The sequence below is a fragment of the Kitasatospora sp. NPDC051914 genome (assembly GCF_040680995.1).
In the GTDB taxonomy this organism is placed as follows: domain Bacteria; phylum Actinomycetota; class Actinomycetes; order Streptomycetales; family Streptomycetaceae; genus Kitasatospora.
Genome location: NZ_JBFAXX010000001.1, coordinates 100406 through 121956, shown reverse-complemented (window position 1 = coordinate 121956; position 21551 = coordinate 100406). Strand labels below are relative to the sequence as shown.

Below are 21551 nucleotides of genomic sequence, written 5' to 3'. Positions count from 1 at the left end.
GGGCGGGCGTGGGCCACTCTTCACCTCCATGACCCTCCCGCTCCCCCGGCGCTCCCCCGAGGCGCGCACCCGGCTGTTCGAGGCCGTCATCGCCGTCGGCGACGAGGCGGCCGCGCTGCTCGGCGCCTGCCGCGACAGCGGTGTGCCGATACCGGGCGCGGAGTGGACGGTGGGCGAGGCCGCCGCCCACCTCGCCCTCGCCAACGACTTGATGGCCGCCCTGGCAGCCGGTGAGGAGCGGACGTACGGCGACGGCACTCCCGGCTCGTTGGCGGCCGCCAACGAGGAGTCGCTGGCCGCCTTCACCGAACGGGACCCGGCCGTCCTGGGCGCCGAAATCGCCCGGCACGCAAGGGCGTTCACCGCGGCGGCGGAGCGGCGGGACGGGACGGAGCCGGCGCGGAGCCCGCTCGGCCCGATGGACGTGGACACCCTCGGCGCGTACCTGCTCACCCACATGCTGGGCCACCTGTACGACATCGCGGTGGCGCTGCGCCGGCCGCACCCGATCGACCGGGCGCGGGTGGTGCTGACCCTGCCGTTCCTGACGGCGGCCATGCCCCGGGTGGTCGACCCGCGGTCCGCGGCCGGCCACGACGCCTGCTACGAACTCCGCCTGCGCGGCGGCGAACGGTTCGCCGTGACCTTCACCGACGGCGGCGCCGCGGTGAGCGAGGAGCCGCCGCGCCGCCCCGACTGCACGATCCTCACCGAGCCGGTCGCCTTCTTCCTGATGGCACTCGGCCGGTACACCGCCACCGACGCCCTCACCCGCGGCAAGGTCCTGGCCTGGGGCCGCAAGCCCTGGCTCGCCCCGCGCTTCCCCGCCCTGTTCACCGCACCCTGACGGGCCGGCGCGGCGGATCACGCCACCCCGCGCCGCAGCGGGGAACGGCCGGCCCGGGCCGGCAGGTCGAGCAGGTCGGGGAGGGCGGTGCCGTGCTCGGCCCACCGGCGCAGCCGCTCGCGGTCGACCCAGTGGACGCCGTGGGCGTCGCCCCAGGCCCGGGCGTCACGGGTGAAGCCGCCGTTGGTGACGACCACCGCCACATCGGCGCCGTGCACCGGCCCGGCCGTGCCCTTGACCTGGTACATGACCTGGGAGCCGACCTTGCCGCCCACCCTGGTGTGCTTGCACTGGACGACGATCCTGCCGTGCAGCGGGTGCTGCGCGACGACATCGGCCGCCTGGTCGCCCTGGCGGCCGACCTGCCGGGCCGTGCACCCCTCCCGCAGCAGCAGGTCGCGGGCGGCGAACTCGAACTCCCGGTCGGTCATCGCATCGATCTGACGCAGCGTCATCCGGAGCGCCGCCGCCCGCTCGGCCTCGGCGCGCCGCCGTACGGCCGCGCGGCGGACCCGCACCCCGAGGGCGGCGACCGCCCCGACGGCGACCAGCACGAGCAGCGGCCACAGGGCGGCGGCGGCCCGGCCGGCCGCCCTGGCGAGGTCGGCCAGCCACATCAGCACCACGGCGGCGATCACACCCGCCGCGATCCGCTCGGAGGTCGTCCGCGGGGGCCTCGGCCAGGCCCGCCGGCGGCGTCCGCGCGGCATCAGCGGCCGGCCCCGGCGGAGGCGGGCGCGGTCGGCGCGGTCTCCGGCTCGCCGTCCCCGCCGCCCGACGGCGCTATCCACAGCAGCACCACCGCCGCTGCCGCCACCACCCACCAGCCGGACTTGGCGGCGCGCGGCGCCGGGTTGCGGCGGTAGTGACCCCGGACCCAGTGGCGTCCCTGACCCATCGGCTTCCCCTCCCTGGTCTCCGGCCCGCCCGGTGCGGACCGGCCGACACCGGTCTAGCAGCGGCTCCGGACAGCCGGGCCCGGTCCGTGCGTGCCCGTACGGCCACGGGGACGGGAACCGGCCATGCGCGCCGGGAGCATGCGCCGGCGCTGCGCCCCGGACGATTCGGAATACAGCTGACGAATCGTCAGACATTCTCACCGGCACCCTCTGCGGGTGGCACGGGAGCCGCAGGGACGGCGGGGGCGCCGCCCGGCACGCACCGGCCGTACCGGGAATCGGCCGGAAATGTGCGAAGATCCCCTCCCGCCGCGGCAGGGCGCCGCGGGCACGCAGGGACAGGAAGCAGGAGAGGCTCGTGGCGTCGTTCCGATGGACGTGCACGGCCCTGGTCTGGGTGATGGTGATCGCCCAGGCGGGGCCCGCGCTGGTACGGGGCCGCGCACCGCGCTGGTTCGGCGACCGGGTCGCCTCACCGCGGCTGTGGGCGCTCGGCAGCGTGCTGCTGGCGGTCGGCTGCACCCTCGGGCTGCTCCTGCCCGTGTGGTGGATCGGCCTCGGAATCGCCACCGCGGGCATGGGCGTCGCGGAGCTGTCCTGCCGTGTGCGTACGGCCGGCCCCGCGCCGAGCACGCCCCGCGCCGGATCTGAGTAGGCCTACTCAGGTGGGCGCAACGGCACTTCGGGAGGATGGGCGTGCCGCCGCGCCAGAAGGCACTGCGCCGCCACCTGCGAAGGACCCACCCATGCTCAGCCGGATCGCCAGCACGCTGGTGCCCGCCCTCGGCCGCCTGACCGTCAGCTCCGACTTCGACGGGCCCGTCGCCCCCGGCACCATCGTCGCGGCCAACCACAGCTCGCTCGCCGACCCCGGTGTGGTGCTCGCCGCCCTGCACCGGCTCGGCACCGAGCCCGTGGTGATGGCGACGGCCGGACTGTGGCGCATCCCGGTGCTCGGCGGCGCGCTCCGCAGCGGCGGGCACATCCCCGTGCACCGCGGCACCGCCCGGGCCGCCGAGGCGCTCGACCGGGCGGCCGCGGCCCTCGCGGACGGCCGGGTGGTGCTGATCTACGGCGAGGGCGGCCTGCCGAAGCGGCAGAACCCGGAGGACGCCGCCCCCGGCGCCTTCCGAACCGGCCTCGCCCGGCTGGCCGCGGCCTCCGGTGCGCCGGTGGTCCCGCTCGGGCAGTGCGGTGCCCGCCGGCTGAGCTCGGGCGGCACCGCCAAGCAGATCGCGGGCTTCGCCACGGCACCGCTGCGCCGCCCGGCCCTGCACGTCCATCTCGGCACGCCGGTCCGGCTGGACGGCGATGTCGCACAGGCGACCGAGACCGCACGAGCGGCCGTCACGGCAGCCTGGCGGACCGCGGACGAGCGGCTCGACGGCGCCGCCCGCCGGCGGGAGGCGGCGGGCGCAGCGGCGGCGGGTCCGCCGGCCCGCTGAGCCCGGGGCCTCAGTCACCAGACGTCGCCGTCCCGCCAGTCGGCGACCAGGTCGCCGCCGAGGTCCAGCGGCGCGGCGAGCGGGAGGACGTGGATGCCGCCGTCCTCGTCGGGGGTGCGGCGGATGCCGTCCGGGGTGAGGGCGAAGGTCCGGCCGCGCCACGGCTGCCAGCCGCAGGCGGTGTAGAACGGGCCGGCCGTGTCGGAACTGCCGAGCGCGGCCAGGTCGTACGCGGCGCGGGCCACCCGGGCGAGGTGGTCCATCATGGCGGCGCCGACCCCGCTGCGGCGCCGGTCGGCGCGCACGGCCACGCCCTCCACGTAGCCGGTGCGCAGCGCGCGCCCGCCGTGCAGCAGGCGCCGCTGGACGAGCGCGGCGTGGCCGACCAGTTCGGGGCCGTCCCACACCAGGGTGTGCAGGCCGCCGAGGCAGTGCTCCCAGTCCTCGTCGGCCATGTCGGGGGCGAAGACCTCGTCGAGCAGCCGGCGGGCCGCGGTGAGGGTGGCGGCGTCGAGATCGGCGGTGTGGGCGACCCGTACGGAGACCATGGCTCCATGCTGGCAGCCGCGGCTTGGGGCCGTCGGACGGCAGGGCCGCGGAGGCGGGGGCGGGTGCGACCGTGACGTGTCCTCACAGCCCCTGGGGCGGGGCGCCGGGTGTGCCCGTGCCCGTTGCGGACCGAGGGAGTTGACGTTCGGCGCTGTCCAGCAGCATGTCCAGGGCGGCCGGGTAGGCGCTGTTGTTCATCCGGGCGGCCAGCAGCCCTGCGGCGGCGGCGATGTGCGGGTGGGTCTCGGGCGACAGCTGGGCGTAGGTGGACTCCCACATCCGCTCGTCGGCCGCCCTCGCCTCGGCCGGCAGGGCGAGGGAGGCGGCGTCCAGGGCGGCGAAGGCGAGGGCCTGGTCGACGAAGGCGTGGTAGATCCGGACGGCCGCCGGGTCGGCGAACCCCGCGGTGCGCAGGATGCCGAGCACGGTCTCGTCGGCGGCGATCTCCCTGGCCCGCCCGGTGACCCGGCTGGCGGTGAGGACGGCCGCCTGCGGGTGGTCGAGGTACGAGCGGTGGATGCGCAGGCCGAGTTCGCGCAGGTCGTCCTGCCAGCGGCCGCAAGCCTGCCAGTCGGCCAGCGCCCGCCCGATCAGCTCGTCGCCGATCGCCAGGGTGAGGTCGTCCATGCTGCGGAAGTACCGGTAGAGCGTGCTCGGGTCGGCGCCGAGGGCGAGGCCGAGGCGGCGGGCGGTGAGGCCGCTGCTGCCGTGCTCGTGCAGCATCCGCAGGGCGGTTTGCACGATGAGCTGCTCGGAGAGCACCGCACCCTGCTTGGTCGGGCGCCGCCGCCGGCGCTCCGCCTCGGGGACGACCTGCTTGGCCATGGGCACCTTCCCGCGTTCGCTTCCCGTGTTCCGCCTTCCCGGGAGCTTATGCCAACGCCATTGACCTTGCATCCGCCCGGGGCGTTTCCTTCCGGCAGGCGGGAATCCGCCGGGAAAGGAAGAGTTCTGCCATGCGAGTACTGCTTGTGGGAGCCGGCGGCGTCGGCACGGCCATCACCCGGATCGCGGCCCGCCGCCCGTTCTTCGACCACATGGTCGTCGCCGACTACGACCCGGCCCGGGCCGAGGCCGCCGTCGCGGCGCTCGGCGAGGCCGCCGGCCGGTTCACCGCCCGCCACGTCGACGCCTCCGACGAGCAGGCCGTCCGGACCCTGCTCGCCGAGCACCGCTGCGACGTCCTGCTGAACGCCACCGACCCGCGCTTCGTGATGCCGCTGTTCGAGGCGGCGCTCGCGGCCGGTGCGCACTATGTCGACATGGCGATGTCGCTGTCCGCGCCGCACCCCGAGCGGCCGTACGAGCTGTGCGGGGTGAAGCTCGGCGACGCCCAGTTCGAGCGCGCCGAGCTGTGGGAGAAGTCCGGCCGCCTCGCACTGGTCGGCATGGGCGTGGAACCCGGCCTCTCCGACGTCTTCGCCCGCCACGCGGCCGACGAACTCTTCGACGAGATCGAGGAGATCGGCATCCGCGACGGCGCCAACCTGACGGTCGAGGGCTACGACTTCGCCCCCTCCTTCAGCATCTGGACCACCATCGAGGAGTGCCTCAACCCGCCGGTCGTCTACGAGGCGGACCGCGGCTGGTTCACCACGGCGCCCTTCAGCGAACCCGAGGTGTTCGACTTCCCGGAGGGCATCGGCCCCGTCGAGTGCGTCAACGTCGAGCACGAGGAGGTGCTGCTGGTGCCCCGCTGGGTCGACGCCAAGCGGGTGACCTTCAAGTACGGGCTCGGCGACGACTTCATCGACAAGCTGAAGACCCTGCACGCCCTCGGCCTCGACAGCACCGCACCGGTCTCCGTCTCCAGCAACGGCGGCCGGGCCGAGGTCTCCCCGCGGGACGTGGTGGCGGCCGTCCTGCCCGACCCCGCCGACCTCGGCGAACGGATGCACGGCAAGACCTGCGCCGGCACCTGGGTCAAGGGCACCAAGAACGGCGAGCCCCGCGAGGTGTACCTGTACCACGTGGTGGACAACCAGTGGTCGATGCGCGAGTACGGCTCCCAGGCCGTCGTCTGGCAGACCGCCATCAACCCGGTGGTCGCCCTGGAGCTGATCGCCGACGGCACCTGGAGCGGCACCGGCGTCCTCGGCCCCGAGGCCCTGCCCGCCCGCCCCTTCCTCGACCTCCTCACCGAATACGGCTCCCCGTGGGGCCTGCGCGAAGGCAGTTGAGCACGCCCGCTGTGCCCCATGAGGGGCGTCACGCCCCGGCGGTGAGGCCGGGAGCCGGGGCCGGGGTGCGCTGGGCGGGAAGGGCGCGGTCGCGCTGGAGGTCCAGCAGTTCGCGGAACAGGCCGTGCTCCTGCCCGGCCAGCTCCGTCCAGGTGCCGGTCTGGACGATCCTGCCGCAGTCCATCACGACCACCCGGTCGGCGACCGCCGCATTGGCGATGTTGTGGGTCACCAGCAGGGTGATCCGCCCGGCGGCGAGCTCCCGCAGGGAGTGCAGGATCCGGTGCTCCGCGCGCGGGTCGAGGTCGGAGGTCGGCTCGTCGAGGATCAGCAGCCCCGGGTGGCGTTCGGTGCGGTAGAGCGCGCGGGCCACAGCGACGCGCTGCCAGCCGCCGCCGGACAGTTCGGCCCCGCCGAGCCAGCCCTGCGCGAGCAGGGTGCCCCAGCCGGAACGGAGCCGGGCGACCACCTCGTCGAAGCCCGTCCTGCCCGCAGCCCGCCGGACCGCCCCCATCAGGTCGTCCGTGCGGTGACCGAGGTGCACGTTCTCGGCGGCCCGCAGCGGCCAGCGGGCGAACTCCTGCGGCACCCGGGCGACCCGCGCCCACATGCCATCCGCGTCCAGGTCCTCCACCGGTACGCCGTCCCAGCTGATCCGGCCGGACTGCGGCAGGTACAGGCCGGCGAGCAGTTTGAGGAGGGTCGACTTGCCGCTGCCGTTCTGGCCGATCACCGCGACCACCTCGCCGCGCCGCAGCGTCATGCTCACCCCCTGGAGAGCGGGCTCCTGCTCCTCGCCCGGGTAGGTGTAGGCGAGGTCCTCGACCTCCACCACCTCGGGCGCGTCCGGCACGATGTCGCCGCGCCGGATGCGGTGGCCGCCGGCCTCGTCCAGGAAGGCGAAGAAGTCGTCCAGGTAGAGGCCCGTCCGGTACAGGTGCGCACCGTTGCCCACCATGCCCTGCACGCCGGAGGAGGCGGTGCGCAGGGCGAAGGCGGCCCCGCCCGCGGCCGCCAGGTCGATCCGGCCGGAGGCCACCAGGTACAGCAGCGTGCCCCAGATCAGGGCGCCGCCGGCACCGCTGCCGACGGCGGCCACCAGCGACACCTTGGCCGCCTGCCGGGCGGCCCGGTCGGTGGCGGCCGCGATCCGCGCCTCCACCTCCCGATAGGTGGCCATCATGAAGGGGGTGACCTGGTCCGAACGCACCTGGTCGGCCCGGCCCTTGTCGATCAGGTACCAGCGGTAGATGCGCAGCGCCTGCCGCTCCTCGTTGGTGGTGACGGCCGCCAGGTAGTGGATGCGGGCGGTACGCACCGCGGCCACGCCCGCCGGCAGCGAACCGAGCAGCAGGAAGGGGACCAGCCACGGGTGCAGGGCGGCCAGCACCCCGGCCGCCGACACCAGGGACACCGTGGAGGCGATCACGTCCTGCGCGTCGGCGAGGAGGTCCGGGGTGGTGGCCGCACCGCGGTCCGCGGCCTCCCACTGCTCGTTGTAGGCGGGCTCGTCGTACGCCTTCAACTCCGCGGCGCAGCCCGTCGCGAGCAGTGCGAGGTCGGCCTCCCGGTTGACCCGCGGCGACACTCTCGCCGACAGCGCGGCCACGGCGATGCCGAGCACCGCGTGCAGTCCGGCGGAGATCGCGAGGACCGTCAACGACGGTGCTGCGTCCAGCAGGTGGTCACCGACCGGGCCGGGGACGAGCAGCGCGCCCAGGGTTCCGGTGGTGGCGTACAGCGCGAGCGCGCCGAAGAGACCCGCCAGCAGCTGGCAGACCAGCAGCAGCACGGTGGAGGTACGGTCGGCGTCCCAGGCCAACCCCATCGCGCGGCGCACCAGTTGGGGCATCCGGCGAAGCATGGCGACGGTGGACATGGAGGCCGCGGCCTTCAACTGCTCCTCACTGGTGAAGCGGGGACGGATCTGTTCGTCGCGCTCAAGTGGTGCGCCCTGCTCGACGGGCGTGCTGTGCTCGACGGGTGTGCTGTGCTCGGGTGCGCCGTGCTCGGGTGTGCTGTGCTCGGGTGGTGCGCTCTGCTCGGACATGCTGCTCCTCGGTTCGGCGTTTCAGGGTGCCGGTGCGGTGCTGCGATGCGATGCGGTGCTGTGCGGGTGTGTTGGGGCGTTGCGCCGCACGGTGGTGTGCGCGGGCGCGAGCGGACGGCAGGTGCCGGAAGGCACACTGCGGGCGGGAAAAGGGGACGGCAGCGGGCCCGGACTGCCGGTGCGGGCACGATCCTTCCAGCCGGCCGGCGGGGCTCTCGGCGTGTCCCGCGGCCGCTCACTCGATCCGGGCACATCCGTGTCGTGCTCGGCGGGTTGGTGGCGTCGGCCGCCGTCGACGGTCCGCTCGCGGGAGGTGGCGCGGCTCGGCCGTTTCGACCCGCTGCACGCCCTGATCGTGCAGCGGCGCCCGGCCGGGCCGCGCCCCTCAGCGGTGCACCTGCGGGGGTTCGATGTGGGCGAGCCAGGTGGTGAGGAGGGCCTCGAGGGCGGCCGCCTCGGAGGGGTCGAGCGTGTCCAGGAGGCGGCGTTCGTTGCGCATGTGGTCGGCGAAGGCCCGGTCGATGAGCTCCCGTCCGGCGGCGGTGAGGGCCACCACCCGGGCCCGGCCGTCGGCGTCGCTGCGGCGTCGGGTGACCAGGCCGGCCCGTTCGAGACGGTCGATCCGCTTGGTCATGGCGCCGGTGGTGACCATGGTGTGGGCGGCGAGTTCGCCGGGGGTCCGTTCGAACGGCTCGCCGGCCCGGCGCAGCGCCGCCAGCACGTCGAACTCGCCCTCGCCCAGGCCGTACCGGCCGTACACCAGGCAGAGCTCCTCGGTCAGCAGGGCGGCGAGGCGGTGGAGGCGGCCGATGACGCCCTGCGGGCGGACGTCGAGGTCCGGCCGTTCGCGGGCCCATTCGGCCTGGATGCGGGCGACGTGGTCGAGCGGCTGCGGTTCGTCCATGGGGCGACTATATCTTCCTGGGAAGTTATATTGTCTTCCATGGAAGGTAATCTGCGGTGGCTCCTGCTCACGGCGATCGCCCCGGTGGCCTGGGGCGTCAACTACTTCGTGACCCAGCGGTTCCTGCCGGAGGACCACCCGCTCTTCGGGGCGGCCGTCCGGGCGCTGCCCGCCGGGCTGCTGCTCCTCGCGCTCTGCCGGGAGCTGCCGCGCGGTGCCTGGTGGTGGCGGTCGGCCGTGCTCGGGCTGCTCAACACCAGCGCCTTCTTCGTGCTGGTCTACGCGGCGTCGCAGTTGCTGGCCACCAGCGTGGCGTCCACCGTCATGGCGCTCGCGCCGCTGGTGATGATGCTGGCCGGCTGGGCCCTGCTCGGCGAACGGCCACGCCCCGGCCATCTGGCCGGCGCCGGCATCGGGATCGCCGGGGTGTGCCTGATGCTGCTCGGCGGGGCGGGCCGGGTGAGCGTGCCGGGGGTGCTGGCCTCGGCCGCGGCCATGCTGGTGTCCTCGCTCGGCTTCGTCCTCGGCAAGCGGTGGGGCACCGGTGCGGGCCTGCTGGCCTCGACCGCCTGGCAGCTGACCGCAGGCGGTCTGCTCCTGCTGCCGGTGGCCGCCGCGGTGGAGGGCCCGCCACCACCGCTCGGCGGCTCCGAACTGCTCGCCTTCGGCTACGTCACCGTGGTGGCCACCGCGCTGGCCTTCGTCGTCTGGTTCGCCGGGCTGCGGCGCCTGCCCGCCGGGACGGTCGGCCTGGTCGGCCTGCTCAACCCGGTCACCGGTGTGGTCCTCGGCACCTCGCTCGCCGGGGAGTCCCTGACTCTGCGGCAGCTGGCCGGCATGGCCCTCATCCTGGGCGGCATCGTGCTCGGCCGCCCCGGGATGCGCTCAACGGCCGGCGGGCCCGCCCGCGCGGCCGGGGCGCGGGCGGGCGGCGGGGCGCGGGCGGGCGGCGGGGCGCGGGCGGGCGGCGGGGCGCAGGCCGTCAGTCCTCCAGGAGGCCGTACTCGTCCTCCACTTCCGCCAGGAGGCCGTCCCAGAACGAGGAGTCGTCCGGCCCCTGGCCCAACTCCTCCAGCAGGGCCGTGAACTCCTCGCGGGCGGCGTCCGCCTCGTCGCCGGTCAGGCGGTCCTCGTAGCGGGCGAGCAGGCCGAGGGCGCCGACGAGCACGGGCAGCGCCTCGGCGGCGTAGCCGCCGTAGCCGGCGCCGTGGTCCCAGCCCTCCGGGTCGTAGATCTCGACGGCACCGGTGTCGCCGCGGACCATCAGGTGCCGCACGTTGCGGGTGCCGATGCTGTAGGAGTAGCAGGCGGGCGGGGAGTTGTCGTCCGGGTACCGGTTTCCGAAGAGCTCGTCCGGGTCCTCCTCCCACATGCCCTTCTCCGGCAGGCCGGTGGAGTCCCAGTCGACGAAGGAGAGGCGCACGGCCGGAATCCCGACCTCGGTCAGGAAGGCCCGTGCCCCGGTGTCGTGGAGGCGCCCGGGCAGCTCCTCCTCGGTCGGCCGCCAGACCGTCCCCGGGCCGAAGCAGGACTCCAGCCACTCGGTGGTGGGTCGGCGCGCGGCGGCGACCAGCTCGGACTTGTTCACGGACATCCCCCGTTCAACGGCAACTCACGCCATCCAACCGCACACCCCCGACACCGCGGCCGGCGGCCCGGAGGGTGCGTCCCGGGCGCTCGGGCGACCATGGGACGGGAGAGGAGGCGCAGCGATGGCCGAGCGCATCATCGAGGTGGACGGTGTCGAGCTGTGCACCGAGGCCTTCGGCGACCCGTCCGATCCACCCGTCCTCCTCGTCATGGGCACCGGGGCTTCGATGCTCTGGTGGGAGGAGGGGTTCTGCCGGATGCTCGCCGGGGGCGGGCGCTTCGTGATCCGCTACGACCACCGCGACACCGGTCGGTCGGTCACCTACGGGCCGGGCCGTCCCGGGTACACCGGCGCGGACCTGGTCGGTGACGCCGCCCGCGTGCTCGCCGGCCACGGGATCCCGGCCGCGCACGTCGTGGGTGTCTCGGCCGGCGGGGCGATGGCGCAGTTGCTCGCGCTCGGCCACCCCGGCCGCGTCCTCTCGCTCGTCCTGGTCAGCACGTCGGCCGCCGTGCCCGTCGGCGGCGAACTCCCGCCGCCGACCGAGGAGTACATGCGGTTCACGGCGGCCTCGCAGGCCGACCGGCCGGAGGCCGGATCGGTGATCGACCACCAGGTCTCCTACGCGCGGATGCTCGCGGGGGGCCGGCGCCCGTTCGACGAGAGTGCCGTGCGCAGCCTGGTCCGCCGCGACGTCGAGCGCGCGCACGACTTCGCTTCGGCCCGGAACCACGACATGCTTCCGGAGGGCGAGCTGCCGCAGGAGGCCCTGTCCTCGATCGCCGTGCCCACGCTGGTGGTCCACGGGACCGCCGATCCGGTGTTCCCGCTCCGGCACGGCGAGGCACTCGCAGAACGGATCCCGGGGGCAAGGCTGTTGGTCCTGCAGGACGCCGGCCACGGGGTCGAACGGGCCGACTGGGCGACGATCGTCCGCGCGATCCTCGAGCACACCGGCGCACATTGACCGGGGCCACCGATGCCGGGAGCGCGAAGGCGTCCGGCGGCACGTCGGCGGCGCCGGCCAGTCGGCCGGGCTCCTCAGGCCGCCCCGCCGGGCGGGTCTGCGGGGGCCCGGCTGCGGGTGCCCTCGTAGCGGGCGGCGAGCGGGCCGTAGGTCAGGCCGTGCAGGACGAGGCTCATCAGCACGGTCATGGTCATCACCTGCCCGACGAGGTCGGCGGCGTGCGGGTCGACGGGGGCGAGGCCGTTGAAGGCGAGGAGCCCGTACACGATGGTGGCCATACCGCGCGGGCCGAGCCAGGCCAGCAGCAGCCGGTCGGCGCGGTGCAGGCCGCTGCCGGTCAGGGCGAGCAGGACGGGGAGAACGCGGACGGCGGTGAGGGACAGCGCGGCATAGGCGATCACCCGGACGTCGAAGTCGCCGGTGAAGGCCTGGGTGACGAGTTCCCCGAAGACGAACCAGAGGGCGAGGGAGAGCAGGGTGCCGACGTCGTCGACCAGGCGGAGGGTACTGGGCGGCAGCGCGCGTGCGTCCGGGGCGAAGCAGAGCCCGGCGACGAAGGCGGCGATGAAGCCGCTGCCCTCCAGCAGGATGCCGAGCCCGTACGCCGCGAGCGGCAGGGCCACGATGCCGAGCCGTACGGCGGCGGGCCTGGTCCAGCCGGCCTGCCAGGTCCTCCGCAGCAGCAGGCCGCCGGGCTTGCCGACCAGGGCGCCCGCGACCACGGCCCAGAGGACCGCGTCGAGCGCGTCGCCCAGCGGGTCGCCGGAGGGCTGCGGGACGTCGCCGTAGGCCTCGGCGCCGGCCAGGCAGACCAGGAAGACGGGGGCGAGGATGCCGTCGTTGAGCCCGGTCTCGACCGTGAGGACGCCGCGCAGCCAGGACGGCAGCCGGGAGTCGCGGATCAGTTCGGCGGCGGGCGCGAGGTCGACGGCGACGGTCACCGTGGCGAACAGTGCGGCCAGCCACCAGCGGCTCGACGGGAAGAGCAGGCCGCCGAGCAACACCCCGGTGGCGATGGTGAGCGGCAGGGCCACCAGGAGGAGCCGGGCGAGCAGACGGCGGTGGCCGCGGACGACGCCCTCCGGAACGGCGGTGGCGTCGGTGAAGAGCAGCACGGCGAGGATGATCTCGACGGCCAGTTCGGCGTCCGCGGTGGTCAGTCTGACGTACACCAGCGGGTGGGGGCCGACGGTCAGCAGCACACCGGCGGCGGTCATCGCGACCGGCGCGGTGACGCTCCAGCGGGCCAGCCGCCCGGCGACCAGGGCCCACGCGAAGAGCGTTGCCATGCTGACGACCAGCGCGATCACGCGCGCACCTGGCTTCCCCCGGTGCGGGACCGGACGGCGGGCAAGTGCTCACGATCGTAAGCGCCGGGCCGGCCGCCGGCCGGGACCGGCAGCGGGCGGGTCAGGGTGCGGTGAGGCGGGCGGCGTCGGGCCCCTGCAGGCCGCCGCTGCGCAGGGCATCCTCGATCCGGGCGCGGACCTCGGCCTCGTCGGCCGGGTCGGCGGCGAAGAGGACGCGCAGGTACATCTCCCCCGTGCCGGCCGCCGGTTCGACGGTGGTGCGGTGCGGGGCCAGCGGGCACGGCGGGTCGTGCTCCCAGTGGCCGCAGAGGGCGACGGTGACGGCGGCCCCTGGGGCGCGCGGGTCGCCGCCCGGACCGAGGGCGAGGACCGCGTCGTGGACGAAGGCTCGGTGCACGTCCCCAGTCTGCACCGGCCTGCGGGCGGAGGGCCCTCCCCTGCACCGGGAGGGCCCTCCGTGCCTTGCCCGCAGCCGCCGGGTCGGCGGCGGCTGCGGGTGCTACGGGAGGACACCGACGAACGGCGCCGGACGGTCGGTCAGCGCCGGGTGGTGAGGCCGAAGCCGTAGGGGAAGAGCGGGTCGTACGAGCGGTCGCCGATGTTGATCGGCTCCTGGGCCTCGCTGCGCGGCCAGCTGACCGGGAGCTTGCCGGTGAAGGGCCGCTTGCCGAAGAGGACGTCGGCGACACCGGCGCCCTCGCTGCCGGGCAGCCAGGACATCACGAAGGCGTCGGCCTTGGGCAGTTCGCCGGTGACGATCTGCGGGCGGCCGGCCACGTCGAGGACGACGCAGGTGGGTATCGCGCCGCAGACGCGGTCGATGTTCGCCCGGTCGGCGTCGGAGAGGTTCAGGGTGTGGCCGTTGCCGACGTCACCGACGCCCTCGGCGTACGGGGTCTCGCCGACGACGACGATGCCGACGTCGTAGCCCATGGTCGGGGCGGAGGCGTCGCGGCTGTAGGCGGCGTCGGGGGCGTACTGCCGGATGCCCTGCAGCAGGGTGGTGCCGGGGATGGTGGCGCCGGACCTGCCCTGCCAGGTGACGGTCCATCCGCCGGCCTGGTTGCCGATGTCGTCGGCGTTGGCGCCGGCCACGTAGATCTTCCGGCCCGCCTTCAGCGGCAGCGTCCGGTCGTCGTTCTTCAGCAGGACCTGCGACTCGGCGACGGCGCGGCGGGCGACCGCCCGGTGGGCGGCGGAGCCGATGGTGCCGGCGTTGCTGCGGTCGGTGTAGGGGTGTTCGAACAGGCCGAGGTCGAACTTGGCGCGCAGGATGCGCCGGACGGCGTCGTCGATGCGCGCGGTCGGCACCCGTCCTGCCTGCACCTCGGCGAGCAGGGCCTGCTCGAACTTCGCCGCGCTGTACGGGACCATGAACATGTCCAGGCCGGCGTTGACGGCGGTGCGGACCTGGGTCGGGTAGTCGCCCGGGATCTGGTTGATGGCGTCCCAGTCGCTGATGAGGAAGCCGTCGAAGCCGATCTTCTGCTTGAGGACGTCGGTCAGCAGTTCCTTGCTGGCACTCATCTTGACGGGGTTCCCGACCCCGTCCTCCGTCCAGTCGACGCTGGAGTACGAGGGCATGATGCTGCCCACCCCGTGCTTGCGGACGGCGGCCACGTACGGCGCCAGGTCGACGGTGCGGAAGTGCTCGCGGTCGGTGATCGTGACACCCTGGTCGAGCTTGTAACTGCCGCTGGTGGAGCTGCCGTAGGCGGTGTCCCCGTCGCCCGCGTAGTGCTTGACGGTGGCCAGAACCCGGTCGGGGCGGGAGAGGTCCCTGCGACTGTCGCCCTGGAGGCCGTCGACGGCCGTCTCCATCCGGGTGACCAGGTCCGGGTCCTCGCCGAAGCTCTCGTAGGTGCGGCCCCAGCGGTCGTCGCGGGCCACGCAGACGCACGGCGCGAACACCCACTGGGGGCCGGTCGCGCGGGTCTCGGTCGCCGTGATGCGGGCGGCCTCCTCGACGAGGTCCGGGTCCCGGGTGGCGCCCATGCCGATGTTGTGCGGGAAGACGGTGGCGCCGACCAGGTTGTTGTGGCCGTGCACCGAGTCGACGCCGTACAGCAGCGGGATGTGCAGGCGGGTGGCGAGGGCGCGCTGCTGGTACGCGTCGACCATGTCGGCCCAGGCCCCGGGCGTGTTCGGGGTCGGGGTGGAACCGCCGCCGGACAGCAGCGAGCCGAGCCCGAGGTCGGTGATCTGCGCCCGGTCCGCGTCGACGGCGTTGCGCTCGGCCTGGGTCATCTGGCCGATCTTCTCCTCCAGGGTCATCCGGCCGAGGAGGTCCTTGACCCGCTGCTGCGTCGGCAGCTTCGGGTCGAGGTAGGGCAGCGGGCGGCCGCCGACGGTCGCCGGTGACTGCTCCGCGGCCTGTGCCGCGGTCAGCGGCACGGTGCCCGCGGCCAGGGCCGATGCGGCGAGCACGGCGCCGGCGAGCAGGGCCCGGCGGCGGTGCGGGCGGCGGGTGGTGCCGTAGCGGGTGGGTTCCACGTGTCTCTCCGTATCGCGGTGGATGGGCGGACACGCGCACACAGGCGCGTCCGGCAGCGGCAGACGGGACTGCCGCGCCGGGTGGTGCACTGCTGAGGGCAGCTGACATGCAATCAGACCTACCGACCACTAGGTAAGTCTTCTGCGCGACTTTTTTCACGGCGTGACGGATCATCGGCCGACGACCTCCCCGGACGGGCGGCACAAGCGCCCGGAGGGCTCGTACACTTCACCCGGTGACCCTCGAGAGCACTGACGGACGGGCCGCGAACGCCGCACCGGCGTCCGGCCACCGCTCCCCGCGCGCCGACGGGGCGCGCCGACGCGAGGAGATCCTCGCCATCGCCGTGGAGACCTTCGCCACCCGCGGCTACCACCACTCCTCACTGGCCGAGATCGCCGAACGCGCCGGGCTCACCCAGGCCGGCCTGCTGCACCACTTCCGCTCCAAGACCGCCCTGCTCAGCGGGGTCCTGGAGCTGCGCGACGACTCCGAGATGCGCCAGCTCGGCCCCGAACGCCCGCGCGGACTGGCCTTCCTGGACCACCTGGTGGAGACCGTGCGGCGCAACACCGAACGCGAGGGCATCGTCCGGCTGTACGCGGTGCTCTCGGCCGAGAGCGTCACCGAGGGCCACCCCGCCCAGGACTTCTTCCGCGCCCGCTACCGCGGCCTGCGCGCCCTGGTGGTCGAGGCCCTGCGCGAGGCCTGCGACCTCGGCGAGACCCGCCCCGACACTGACGTCGAGGCCGTCGCCAACGCGATCATCGCGGTGATGGACGGCCTCCAGGTCCAGTGGCTGCTGGCCCCGGAAGCCGTGGACATGGCCGCCACCACCCGCCGTACCGTCGACGCCCTCCTCACCGGCCTGCGCACCGGCTGACGCCGGGGCGTACGACAACGGCCCCCCGCGGATCGAGGCACCGGCCGCGGAGAACCGCATCCTCGGCGACACCGGCTCCCTCGACGCCGCTACCGGCTACGGCGACGTCACCGCCCGCGGATTGCCGTCGGCCGACCGTCAGGTGCGGCGGCCGAAGAGCGGGCCGAGGACGAGTTCGGCGGCTCCGACGGCGACGGCGAGGCGGCCGGCGGTGCTGACGGTGACCGGGACGGGTTGCCAGTCGGGGTCGGGGATGCGGGCCTTGAGCTGGGCGGTGACGCCGTCGAGGTACGTGTCGGGGGCGGCCAGGACGGCCCGTCCGCCGAGGACCACGCGATCGATGTCGAGCAGCCGGACGAGGTTGGCCACGCCCACGCCGACCAGTCGGGCGGCGGCGGCGTGGTCGCCGCGCCGCAGTTCGGCGAGGCAGAGCACTTCCAGGCAGCCGTGGTTGCCGCACGCGCAGGGCGGGCCGTCGACCTGGACGGTCTGGTGGCCGAACTCGCCGGCGTTGGTGCGGGTGCCGCGGTGCAGGGCGCCGTCGAGCAGCAGGCCCGCGCCGAGGCCGGCGGCGAGGTGGACGTAGGCGAGGCCGCCGCCGGGAGGGGGGCCGGCGGGGGGCTCGGCGAGGGCGGCGGTGTTGGTGTCCTTGTCGACGATGACCGGCAGGCCGTCGAGGCGGGCGGCGAGTTCGTCGCGCAGCGGGTAGTGGTGCCAGTCGGAGGAGCCGCGGGGGCCGGCCGGCGTGAACCAGTGGAGGATGCCCGCGGCGTGGTCCAGCGGGCCGCGGGTGCCGACGCCGACGCCGAGCAGGCGGGCTCCGGGCGGGGTGGCGGCGAGGGCCCGGCGGACCTCCCCGGCGACGACCGAGACGGTGTCGGCGGGGGCGGAGCCATCCTCCAGCGGGCGGGTGTGCAGGTGGTGCTGCCGGCCGGCGAGGTCGACGAGCAGCACGGTGAGTTCGTCGCGTTCGAGGTGGACGCCGACGGCGCAGCCTGCTTCGGCGCGCAGCTGCAGCAGGGTTCGGGGCTTGCCGCCGGTGGAGGCTGCCTGCCCGGCTTCGACGATCATGCCGTCGGCCAGCAGCCGGGCGGTGATCTTGCCGATGGCCTGCGGGGTGAGGCCGGTGCGGGTGGCGAGTTCGACGCGGCTGCCGCCGTGCGGGGCGGCCCGGAGCAGTCCGAGGACGAGGGCGGCGTTGTGGTCGCGCAGTCCGGCGAGGTTGGTGCCGGACGGTCCGGGGTGCGGCGGCGTCGTCATGGCTTCATTCTGCCTGGGCTTGCACTTAGGAAACAGTGTTGTTTAACTGGCGATATGACTACCGGGACCACCCAGAGCACCGAGAGCCCCGCACTCCGCGTCGGCCTGGTCGGCTACGGCCTGGCCGGCGCCGCCTTCCACGCCCCGCTCATCGCCACCACTCCGGGCCTGCGCCTGGAGGCCGTGGTCACCGCCGACCCCGAGCGGCGCGAGCAGCTGCACCGCGACCACCCGCAGGCCCGCGCCGTCGACACCGCCGAGCGGCTGCTCGCCGACCCCGGCGCGCTGGACCTCCTGGTCGTCGCCTCCCCCAACCGCAGCCACGTGCCGCTCGCCCGCGCCGCGCTGGAGGCCGGCCTGCCGGTCGTCGTCGACAAGCCGCTGGCCGCCACCGCCGCCGAGGCCGCCGAGCTGGCCGACCTGGCCGAGGCCCGCGGTCTGCTGCTGACGGTCTTCCAGAACCGCCGCTGGGACACCGACTTCCGCACCGTGCAGCAGCTGCTCGCGGACGGCGCCCTCGGCACGGTGCACCGCTACGAGTCCCGCTTCGAGCGCTGGCGCCCCGAGCTCAAGGACGGCTGGCGCGAGTCGGCCGACCCGGCCGACGCCGGCGGCATCCTGTACGACCTCGGCAGCCACCTGGTCGACCAGGCGCTCACCCTCTTCGGCCCGGCCACGCACGTCTACGCCGAGGTCGACACCCGCCGCCTCGGCGCCCGGGTCGACGACGACGCGTTCGTCGCGCTCACCCACACCAGCGGCGTCCGCTCCCACCTGTGGATGGGCGCCCTCACCGGCCAGCTCGGCCCGCGCCTGCGGGTGCTCGGCGACCGCTCGGCGTACTCCGTGCACGGCATGGACCCGCAGGAGGACGCGCTGCGCGCCGGGCAGCGCCCCGGCCCCGGCTGGGGCGAGGTCGCCGAGGCGGGCCGCGGCCTGCTCGGCACCGAGAACGGCACCGCACCGCACCCCTCGCTGCCCGGCGACTACCCAGCCTTCTACGCGGGCGTGGTGCACGCCCTGCGCGAGGGCGGGCCGGCCCCGGTCGACCCGCGCGACGCGGTCGCCGCGCTCGCCGTCCTGGAGGCCGCCCGCCGCTCCTCCGCCGAGGGCCGGACGATCGCCCTGAGCGCGGAGGAGGCCCGGTGACCCCCGAGGAGATCGGCGCCCTGATCCGGCGGATCGAGGACGAGGAGCGGCGCCTGCGGCTGCCGCACTTCGACAACGACGACGCGTGGCGGCTCGGCAGCCTGCTGGTCGACATGGCCCGGGAGCAGGGCGCGCCGGTGGTGGTCGACATCCGGCGCAACGGCCAGCAGCTCTTCCACTGCGCGCTGCCCGGCACCTCCGCCGACAACGACGCCTGGATCCTGCGCAAGACCCGCACGGTGGACCGCTACGGCTGCTCCTCCTACCTGGTCGGGCTGCGGTTCGCCGCGAAGGGCGAGAGCTTCGAGGAGAAGTCCCGGCTCGACCCCGACACCTACGCGGCGCACGGCGGCGCCTTCCCGATCACCGTCGAGGGTGTGGGCGTGGTCGGCACGGTCGCCGTCTCCGGCCTCCCGCAGGCCGAGGACCACCGCATGGTGGTCGCCGGCCTGGAGCGGTTCCTGGCCTGACCCGCCCGGAGCCCCCCGCACACACAGCCCCTCCCCACAGCCCGCCCGGGCGGCGCCCCCGAGCCGCCCGGGCGTCCGCATCGGCGGGCGCAGCACGGAACCGACCCGCACCGGAGCCCGGCTACCGCTCGATGTACGACTCCAGGCCGCGCAGGAAGACCTCGACCTTGAACTCGAAGCGCTCGTCGCCGTCGCCGTGGACCATCGTCTCGGCCATGTCCCTGAGCAGCGGGAAGCGCTCCTCCGGGAGCCGGGCGAGGTAGTCCCGGACGCCGTCGAAGTACGCGTCGACGTCCACGCCGGCGGCGATCTTCGTGGTGTAGAGCGAGGCCTCGTAGGCGTCCGAGTCGATCAGCTGGCCGAGGCCGTCCAACGCGAAGGCGGCGACCTGCCGGGGGATGCCGGCGGAGAGCAGCAGGCCGACCACGAATTCGGCGACCCGCAGTTTGTTCGGACCGAGCTGGATGCCGCCGAGCGAGACCACGGTGATGTCGCGGTGCGCGGTGTAGACCCGCTGGGCCTCCCGGCAGACCTCCTTGATCTGCTCCTTCCAGCGCTCCGGTTCGGGCCGGGCGGGCAGCCGGATCTCGCCGGAGACGCGCTCCAGCATCAGCTCCAGCAGTTCGTCCTTGCCGGACACGTGCGCGTAGAGCGAGGCGGGGCCGGTGCCGAGCTCCTGGGCGACCCGGCGCATGGTGACGCCCTCCAGCCCTTCGCGGTCGAGCACGCGGATGCCGGCCTCGACCAGGGCGTCCGGGGTGAGCGGCTGGCGGGTGTCGGCCTTCCGGGTCTTGTGCCACGGGATCGCGGGCATCTCCGAGGTCACGGCCGCCTCCTCAAGTGCAAACGGGCATCGACGAACGCAACGGACGTCGACGATCATCGTAACCGAGAACGAACAGCGTTCGCCCCCGCGAATATTGTTTGACAGAACGTCGATCGGGTCCGTAGAACAGTGTTCGTTTGATGGAAACGTTGTTCCTCCCGTCTGGAGACGCCATGAGCGACATACCCACCCCCTACCGCTGGCGGTGGGCCGCGCTGTTCGTGATCCTCGCCGCCGAGGTCATGGACCTCCTCGACTCGCTGGTCACCAACATCGCCGCCCCCTCCATCCGCGCCGACATCGGCGGCGGCGAGAGCACCATCCAGTGGATGGGCGCCGCCTACACGCTGGCCATGGCCATCGGCCTGATCACCGGCGGGCGGCTCGGCGACATCTTCGGCCGCCGCCGGATGTTCCTGATCGGCGCCGTCGGCTTCACCCTCGGCTCGATCGGCTGCGGCCTCGCCCAGGGGCCCGACCAGCTGATCGCCGCCCGGGTCTTCCAGGGCCTGCTGGGCGCGGTGATGCTGCCGCAGGGGCTCGGCATGCTCAAGGAGATGTTCTCCGAGAAGGAGCAGGCCACCGCGTTCGGCATGTTCGGCCCGGTCATGGGTCTGTCCACGGTCGGCGGCCCGATCCTGGCCGGCTGGCTGGTCGACGCCGACCTGTTCGGCACCGGCTGGCGCATGATCTTCCTCATCAACATCCCGCTCGGCCTGTTCGCCATCGCCGGCGGCCTCGGTTTCCTGCCCGAGTGGAAGAGCGCCCGCGCCGTCCGCCTCGACCTGCTCGGCGCCCTGCTGGCCGCGGCCGGCTCGGCCCTGATGATCTTCCCGCTGGTGCAGGGCCGCGAGCACGACTGGCCCTTCTGGGCCTTCGCCCTGATCGCCGCCTCCGTCGCGGTCTTCGGCTTCTTCGGCTGGTACGAGAGCCGGCGCAGCCGCAACGGCGGCGACCCGCTGGTCGAGCCCAGCCTGTTCGCCAAGCGCGGCTTCAGCGGCGGCATGGTCCTCGGCCTGCTGTTCTTCTCGGCGATGACCGGCTTCTGGCTCACCTTCAGCCTCTACACCCAGATCGGCCTGCACTACTCGCCGTTCAAGGCCGGCCTGGCCGGCATCCCGTCCTCGCTCGGCATGGTGGTCGCCTTCGTCGCCTCGCAGGCGCTGCAGCGCTTCGGCCGCAAGGTCATGCACGGCGGCCTGATCGTGATGGCCCTCGGCGTGGGCGGCATCATGCTCACCCTGCACCTGGCCGGTGCCGAGGTCACCCCCTGGCAGCTGGCCCCGGCCCTGACCGTCACCGGCCTCGGCATGGGCTTCGTGATGGCGCCGTTCTTCGACACCGTGCTCGCCTCGGTCGAGCCGCACGAGACCGGCTCCGCCTCCGGCACGCTCACCTCGGTGCAGCAGTTCGGCGCGGCCCTGGGCACCGCGATCCTCGGCACCGTCTTCTTCGAGCAGGTGAAGGACGGCGACTTCGTCCACGCCGAGCAGATCACCCTCGTCGTCGAGCTCGTCATGATGGCCGTGGTCTTCGTCGCGATCTTCCTGCTCCCCCGGCACGCCCGCCCGCACACCGCCGGCGAGCCGGCGGACGGCACCGCGGAGGCCGGCGAGCCGGCCGCCAAGGTCCACGTCTGATCCGCAGGACACGCCCAGCGGCCGCGGCAGCCCTTCACCGGGCGGCCGCGGCCGTTCGTCTTTCCTGGTCGGACGGCGTGTCGCCGG

Annotated in this window: 22 protein-coding genes; 10 read left to right on the top strand and 12 right to left on the bottom strand. The window is 74.3% G+C overall.

Annotated features, from left to right (window positions below):
* Window positions 1–28: 28 nt before the first annotated feature.
* Entirely contained in the window at window positions 29–847 is an 819-nt protein-coding gene (locus AB0M03_RS00565; RefSeq protein WP_363486793.1) for a maleylpyruvate isomerase family mycothiol-dependent enzyme, read from the top strand.
* A 17-nt stretch (window positions 848–864) separates the two neighbouring features.
* Here AB0M03_RS00565 and AB0M03_RS00560 read toward each other — a convergent pair whose 3' ends face one another.
* Both AB0M03_RS00560 and AB0M03_RS00555 read right to left on the bottom strand, forming a co-directional pair.
* A complete protein-coding gene (locus AB0M03_RS00560) occupies window positions 865–1485 on the bottom strand; it encodes a restriction endonuclease (RefSeq protein ID WP_363486792.1) in 621 nt (206 codons plus the stop codon).
* A gap of 71 nt (window positions 1486–1556) precedes the next feature.
* Window positions 1557–1745, bottom strand: a complete 189-nt coding sequence (locus AB0M03_RS00555; protein WP_363486790.1) for a hypothetical protein — start codon at window positions 1743–1745, stop codon at window positions 1557–1559.
* 359 nt (window positions 1746–2104) lie between these two features.
* Between AB0M03_RS00555 and AB0M03_RS00550 the strand changes: the two genes are divergently transcribed.
* Complete coding sequence (locus AB0M03_RS00550) at window positions 2105–2401, top strand: hypothetical protein (RefSeq protein ID WP_363486788.1); 297 nt, start codon at window positions 2105–2107, stop codon at window positions 2399–2401.
* A gap of 91 nt (window positions 2402–2492) precedes the next feature.
* Window positions 2493–3191, top strand: coding sequence for a lysophospholipid acyltransferase family protein (locus AB0M03_RS00545; RefSeq protein ID WP_363486786.1), 699 nt, complete (start codon window positions 2493–2495; stop codon window positions 3189–3191).
* A 14-nt stretch (window positions 3192–3205) separates the two neighbouring features.
* On the opposite strand, the gene AB0M03_RS00540 is transcribed toward AB0M03_RS00545, so the two are convergent.
* Both AB0M03_RS00540 and AB0M03_RS00535 read right to left on the bottom strand, forming a co-directional pair.
* On the bottom strand, window positions 3206–3739 hold the full coding sequence (locus AB0M03_RS00540) for a GNAT family N-acetyltransferase (protein WP_363486784.1): 534 nt from the start codon (window positions 3737–3739) through the stop codon (window positions 3206–3208).
* Window positions 3740–3821: 82 nt separating this feature from the next.
* Window positions 3822–4565, bottom strand: a complete 744-nt coding sequence (locus AB0M03_RS00535) for a helix-turn-helix domain-containing protein (protein WP_363486782.1) — start codon at window positions 4563–4565, stop codon at window positions 3822–3824.
* Between the two features lie 131 nt (window positions 4566–4696).
* On the opposite strand from AB0M03_RS00535, the gene AB0M03_RS00530 reads away from it, so the two are divergent.
* Entirely contained in the window at window positions 4697–5920 is a 1224-nt protein-coding gene (locus AB0M03_RS00530; protein ID WP_363486780.1) for a saccharopine dehydrogenase C-terminal domain-containing protein, read from the top strand.
* Between the two features lie 28 nt (window positions 5921–5948).
* Here AB0M03_RS00530 and AB0M03_RS00525 read toward each other — a convergent pair whose 3' ends face one another.
* Window positions 5949–7970 (bottom strand): ABC transporter ATP-binding protein, encoded by a 2022-nt coding sequence (locus AB0M03_RS00525; protein ID WP_363486778.1) that lies wholly within the window; start codon window positions 7968–7970, stop codon window positions 5949–5951.
* A gap of 385 nt (window positions 7971–8355) precedes the next feature.
* Window positions 8356–8874 carry a MarR family transcriptional regulator gene (locus AB0M03_RS00520; protein ID WP_363486776.1) on the bottom strand — a complete coding sequence of 173 codons (519 nt, stop codon included), beginning with the start codon at window positions 8872–8874 and terminating at the stop codon, window positions 8356–8358.
* A gap of 39 nt (window positions 8875–8913) precedes the next feature.
* Between AB0M03_RS00520 and AB0M03_RS00515 the strand changes: the two genes are divergently transcribed.
* Window positions 8914–9960, top strand: a complete 1047-nt coding sequence (locus tag AB0M03_RS00515; protein ID WP_363486774.1) for an EamA family transporter — start codon at window positions 8914–8916, stop codon at window positions 9958–9960.
* On the opposite strand, the gene AB0M03_RS00510 is transcribed toward AB0M03_RS00515, so the two are convergent.
* Window positions 9857–10462 (bottom strand): SUKH-4 family immunity protein, encoded by a 606-nt coding sequence (locus AB0M03_RS00510; protein ID WP_363486772.1) that lies wholly within the window; start codon window positions 10460–10462, stop codon window positions 9857–9859. The two genes, AB0M03_RS00515 and AB0M03_RS00510, sit on opposite strands and share 104 nt — an antisense overlap.
* Window positions 10463–10586: 124 nt before the next feature.
* Between AB0M03_RS00510 and AB0M03_RS00505 the strand changes: the two genes are divergently transcribed.
* Window positions 10587–11432, top strand: coding sequence for an alpha/beta fold hydrolase (locus AB0M03_RS00505; RefSeq protein WP_363486770.1), 846 nt, complete (start codon window positions 10587–10589; stop codon window positions 11430–11432).
* Between the two features lie 74 nt (window positions 11433–11506).
* On the opposite strand, the gene AB0M03_RS00500 is transcribed toward AB0M03_RS00505, so the two are convergent.
* From AB0M03_RS00500 to AB0M03_RS00490, 3 genes are all read right to left on the bottom strand, one after another.
* A complete protein-coding gene (locus AB0M03_RS00500) occupies window positions 11507–12742 on the bottom strand; it encodes a cation:proton antiporter (protein ID WP_363486768.1) in 1236 nt (411 codons plus the stop codon).
* A 100-nt stretch (window positions 12743–12842) separates the two neighbouring features.
* Complete coding sequence (locus AB0M03_RS00495) at window positions 12843–13139, bottom strand: hypothetical protein (protein ID WP_363486766.1); 297 nt, start codon at window positions 13137–13139, stop codon at window positions 12843–12845.
* Window positions 13140–13279: 140 nt separating this feature from the next.
* Complete coding sequence (locus AB0M03_RS00490; protein WP_363486764.1) at window positions 13280–15235, bottom strand: glycoside hydrolase family 3 N-terminal domain-containing protein; 1956 nt, start codon at window positions 15233–15235, stop codon at window positions 13280–13282.
* Window positions 15236–15576: 341 nt separating this feature from the next.
* Here AB0M03_RS00490 and AB0M03_RS00485 point away from each other — a divergent pair, with 341 nt between their 5' ends.
* Window positions 15577–16119: a TetR/AcrR family transcriptional regulator gene (locus AB0M03_RS00485; RefSeq protein WP_363487377.1), complete on the top strand. Its 543-nt coding sequence runs from the start codon at window positions 15577–15579 to the stop codon at window positions 16117–16119.
* A gap of 138 nt (window positions 16120–16257) precedes the next feature.
* Here AB0M03_RS00485 and AB0M03_RS00480 read toward each other — a convergent pair whose 3' ends face one another.
* The gene (locus tag AB0M03_RS00480) at window positions 16258–17379 is read right to left on the bottom strand and encodes an ROK family protein (protein WP_363486762.1); all 1122 of its coding nucleotides are present in this window, start codon (window positions 17377–17379) and stop codon (window positions 16258–16260) included.
* A 54-nt stretch (window positions 17380–17433) separates the two neighbouring features.
* Here AB0M03_RS00480 and AB0M03_RS00475 point away from each other — a divergent pair, with 54 nt between their 5' ends.
* Window positions 17434–18528: a Gfo/Idh/MocA family oxidoreductase gene (locus tag AB0M03_RS00475; protein WP_363486760.1), complete on the top strand. Its 1095-nt coding sequence runs from the start codon at window positions 17434–17436 to the stop codon at window positions 18526–18528.
* Window positions 18525–18998: a heme-degrading domain-containing protein gene (locus AB0M03_RS00470; RefSeq protein WP_363486758.1), complete on the top strand. Its 474-nt coding sequence runs from the start codon at window positions 18525–18527 to the stop codon at window positions 18996–18998. The genes AB0M03_RS00475 and AB0M03_RS00470 overlap by 4 nt, the downstream gene beginning before the upstream one ends.
* 121 nt (window positions 18999–19119) lie before the next feature.
* Here the strand turns inward: AB0M03_RS00470 and AB0M03_RS00465 are convergent, their stop codons facing one another.
* Window positions 19120–19824 (bottom strand): TetR/AcrR family transcriptional regulator, encoded by a 705-nt coding sequence (locus AB0M03_RS00465; protein ID WP_363486756.1) that lies wholly within the window; start codon window positions 19822–19824, stop codon window positions 19120–19122.
* Between the two features lie 173 nt (window positions 19825–19997).
* Between AB0M03_RS00465 and AB0M03_RS00460 the strand changes: the two genes are divergently transcribed.
* A complete protein-coding gene (locus AB0M03_RS00460) occupies window positions 19998–21464 on the top strand; it encodes an MFS transporter (protein WP_363486754.1) in 1467 nt (488 codons plus the stop codon).
* Window positions 21465–21551: the final 87 nt, after the last annotated feature.

Coding starts and splice junctions, on each gene's coding strand:
- AB0M03_RS00530 (WP_363486780.1), top strand. CDS start 4,697: ATGCGAGTACTGCTTGTGGGAGCCGGCGGCGTCGGCACGGCCATCACC.
- AB0M03_RS00545 (WP_363486786.1), top strand. CDS start 2,493: ATGCTCAGCCGGATCGCCAGCACGCTGGTGCCCGCCCTCGGCCGCCTG.
- AB0M03_RS00515 (WP_363486774.1), top strand. CDS start 8,914: ATGGAAGGTAATCTGCGGTGGCTCCTGCTCACGGCGATCGCCCCGGTG.
- AB0M03_RS00555 (WP_363486790.1), bottom strand. CDS start 1,745: ATGGGTCAGGGACGCCACTGGGTCCGGGGTCACTACCGCCGCAACCCG.
- AB0M03_RS00525 (WP_363486778.1), bottom strand. CDS start 7,970: ATGTCCGAGCAGAGCGCACCACCCGAGCACAGCACACCCGAGCACGGC.
- AB0M03_RS00480 (WP_363486762.1), bottom strand. CDS start 17,379: ATGACGACGCCGCCGCACCCCGGACCGTCCGGCACCAACCTCGCCGGA.
- AB0M03_RS00520 (WP_363486776.1), bottom strand. CDS start 8,874: ATGGACGAACCGCAGCCGCTCGACCACGTCGCCCGCATCCAGGCCGAA.
- AB0M03_RS00460 (WP_363486754.1), top strand. CDS start 19,998: ATGAGCGACATACCCACCCCCTACCGCTGGCGGTGGGCCGCGCTGTTC.
- AB0M03_RS00535 (WP_363486782.1), bottom strand. CDS start 4,565: ATGGCCAAGCAGGTCGTCCCCGAGGCGGAGCGCCGGCGGCGGCGCCCG.
- AB0M03_RS00565 (WP_363486793.1), top strand. CDS start 29: ATGACCCTCCCGCTCCCCCGGCGCTCCCCCGAGGCGCGCACCCGGCTG.
- AB0M03_RS00475 (WP_363486760.1), top strand. CDS start 17,434: ATGACTACCGGGACCACCCAGAGCACCGAGAGCCCCGCACTCCGCGTC.
- AB0M03_RS00505 (WP_363486770.1), top strand. CDS start 10,587: ATGGCCGAGCGCATCATCGAGGTGGACGGTGTCGAGCTGTGCACCGAG.
- AB0M03_RS00540 (WP_363486784.1), bottom strand. CDS start 3,739: ATGGTCTCCGTACGGGTCGCCCACACCGCCGATCTCGACGCCGCCACC.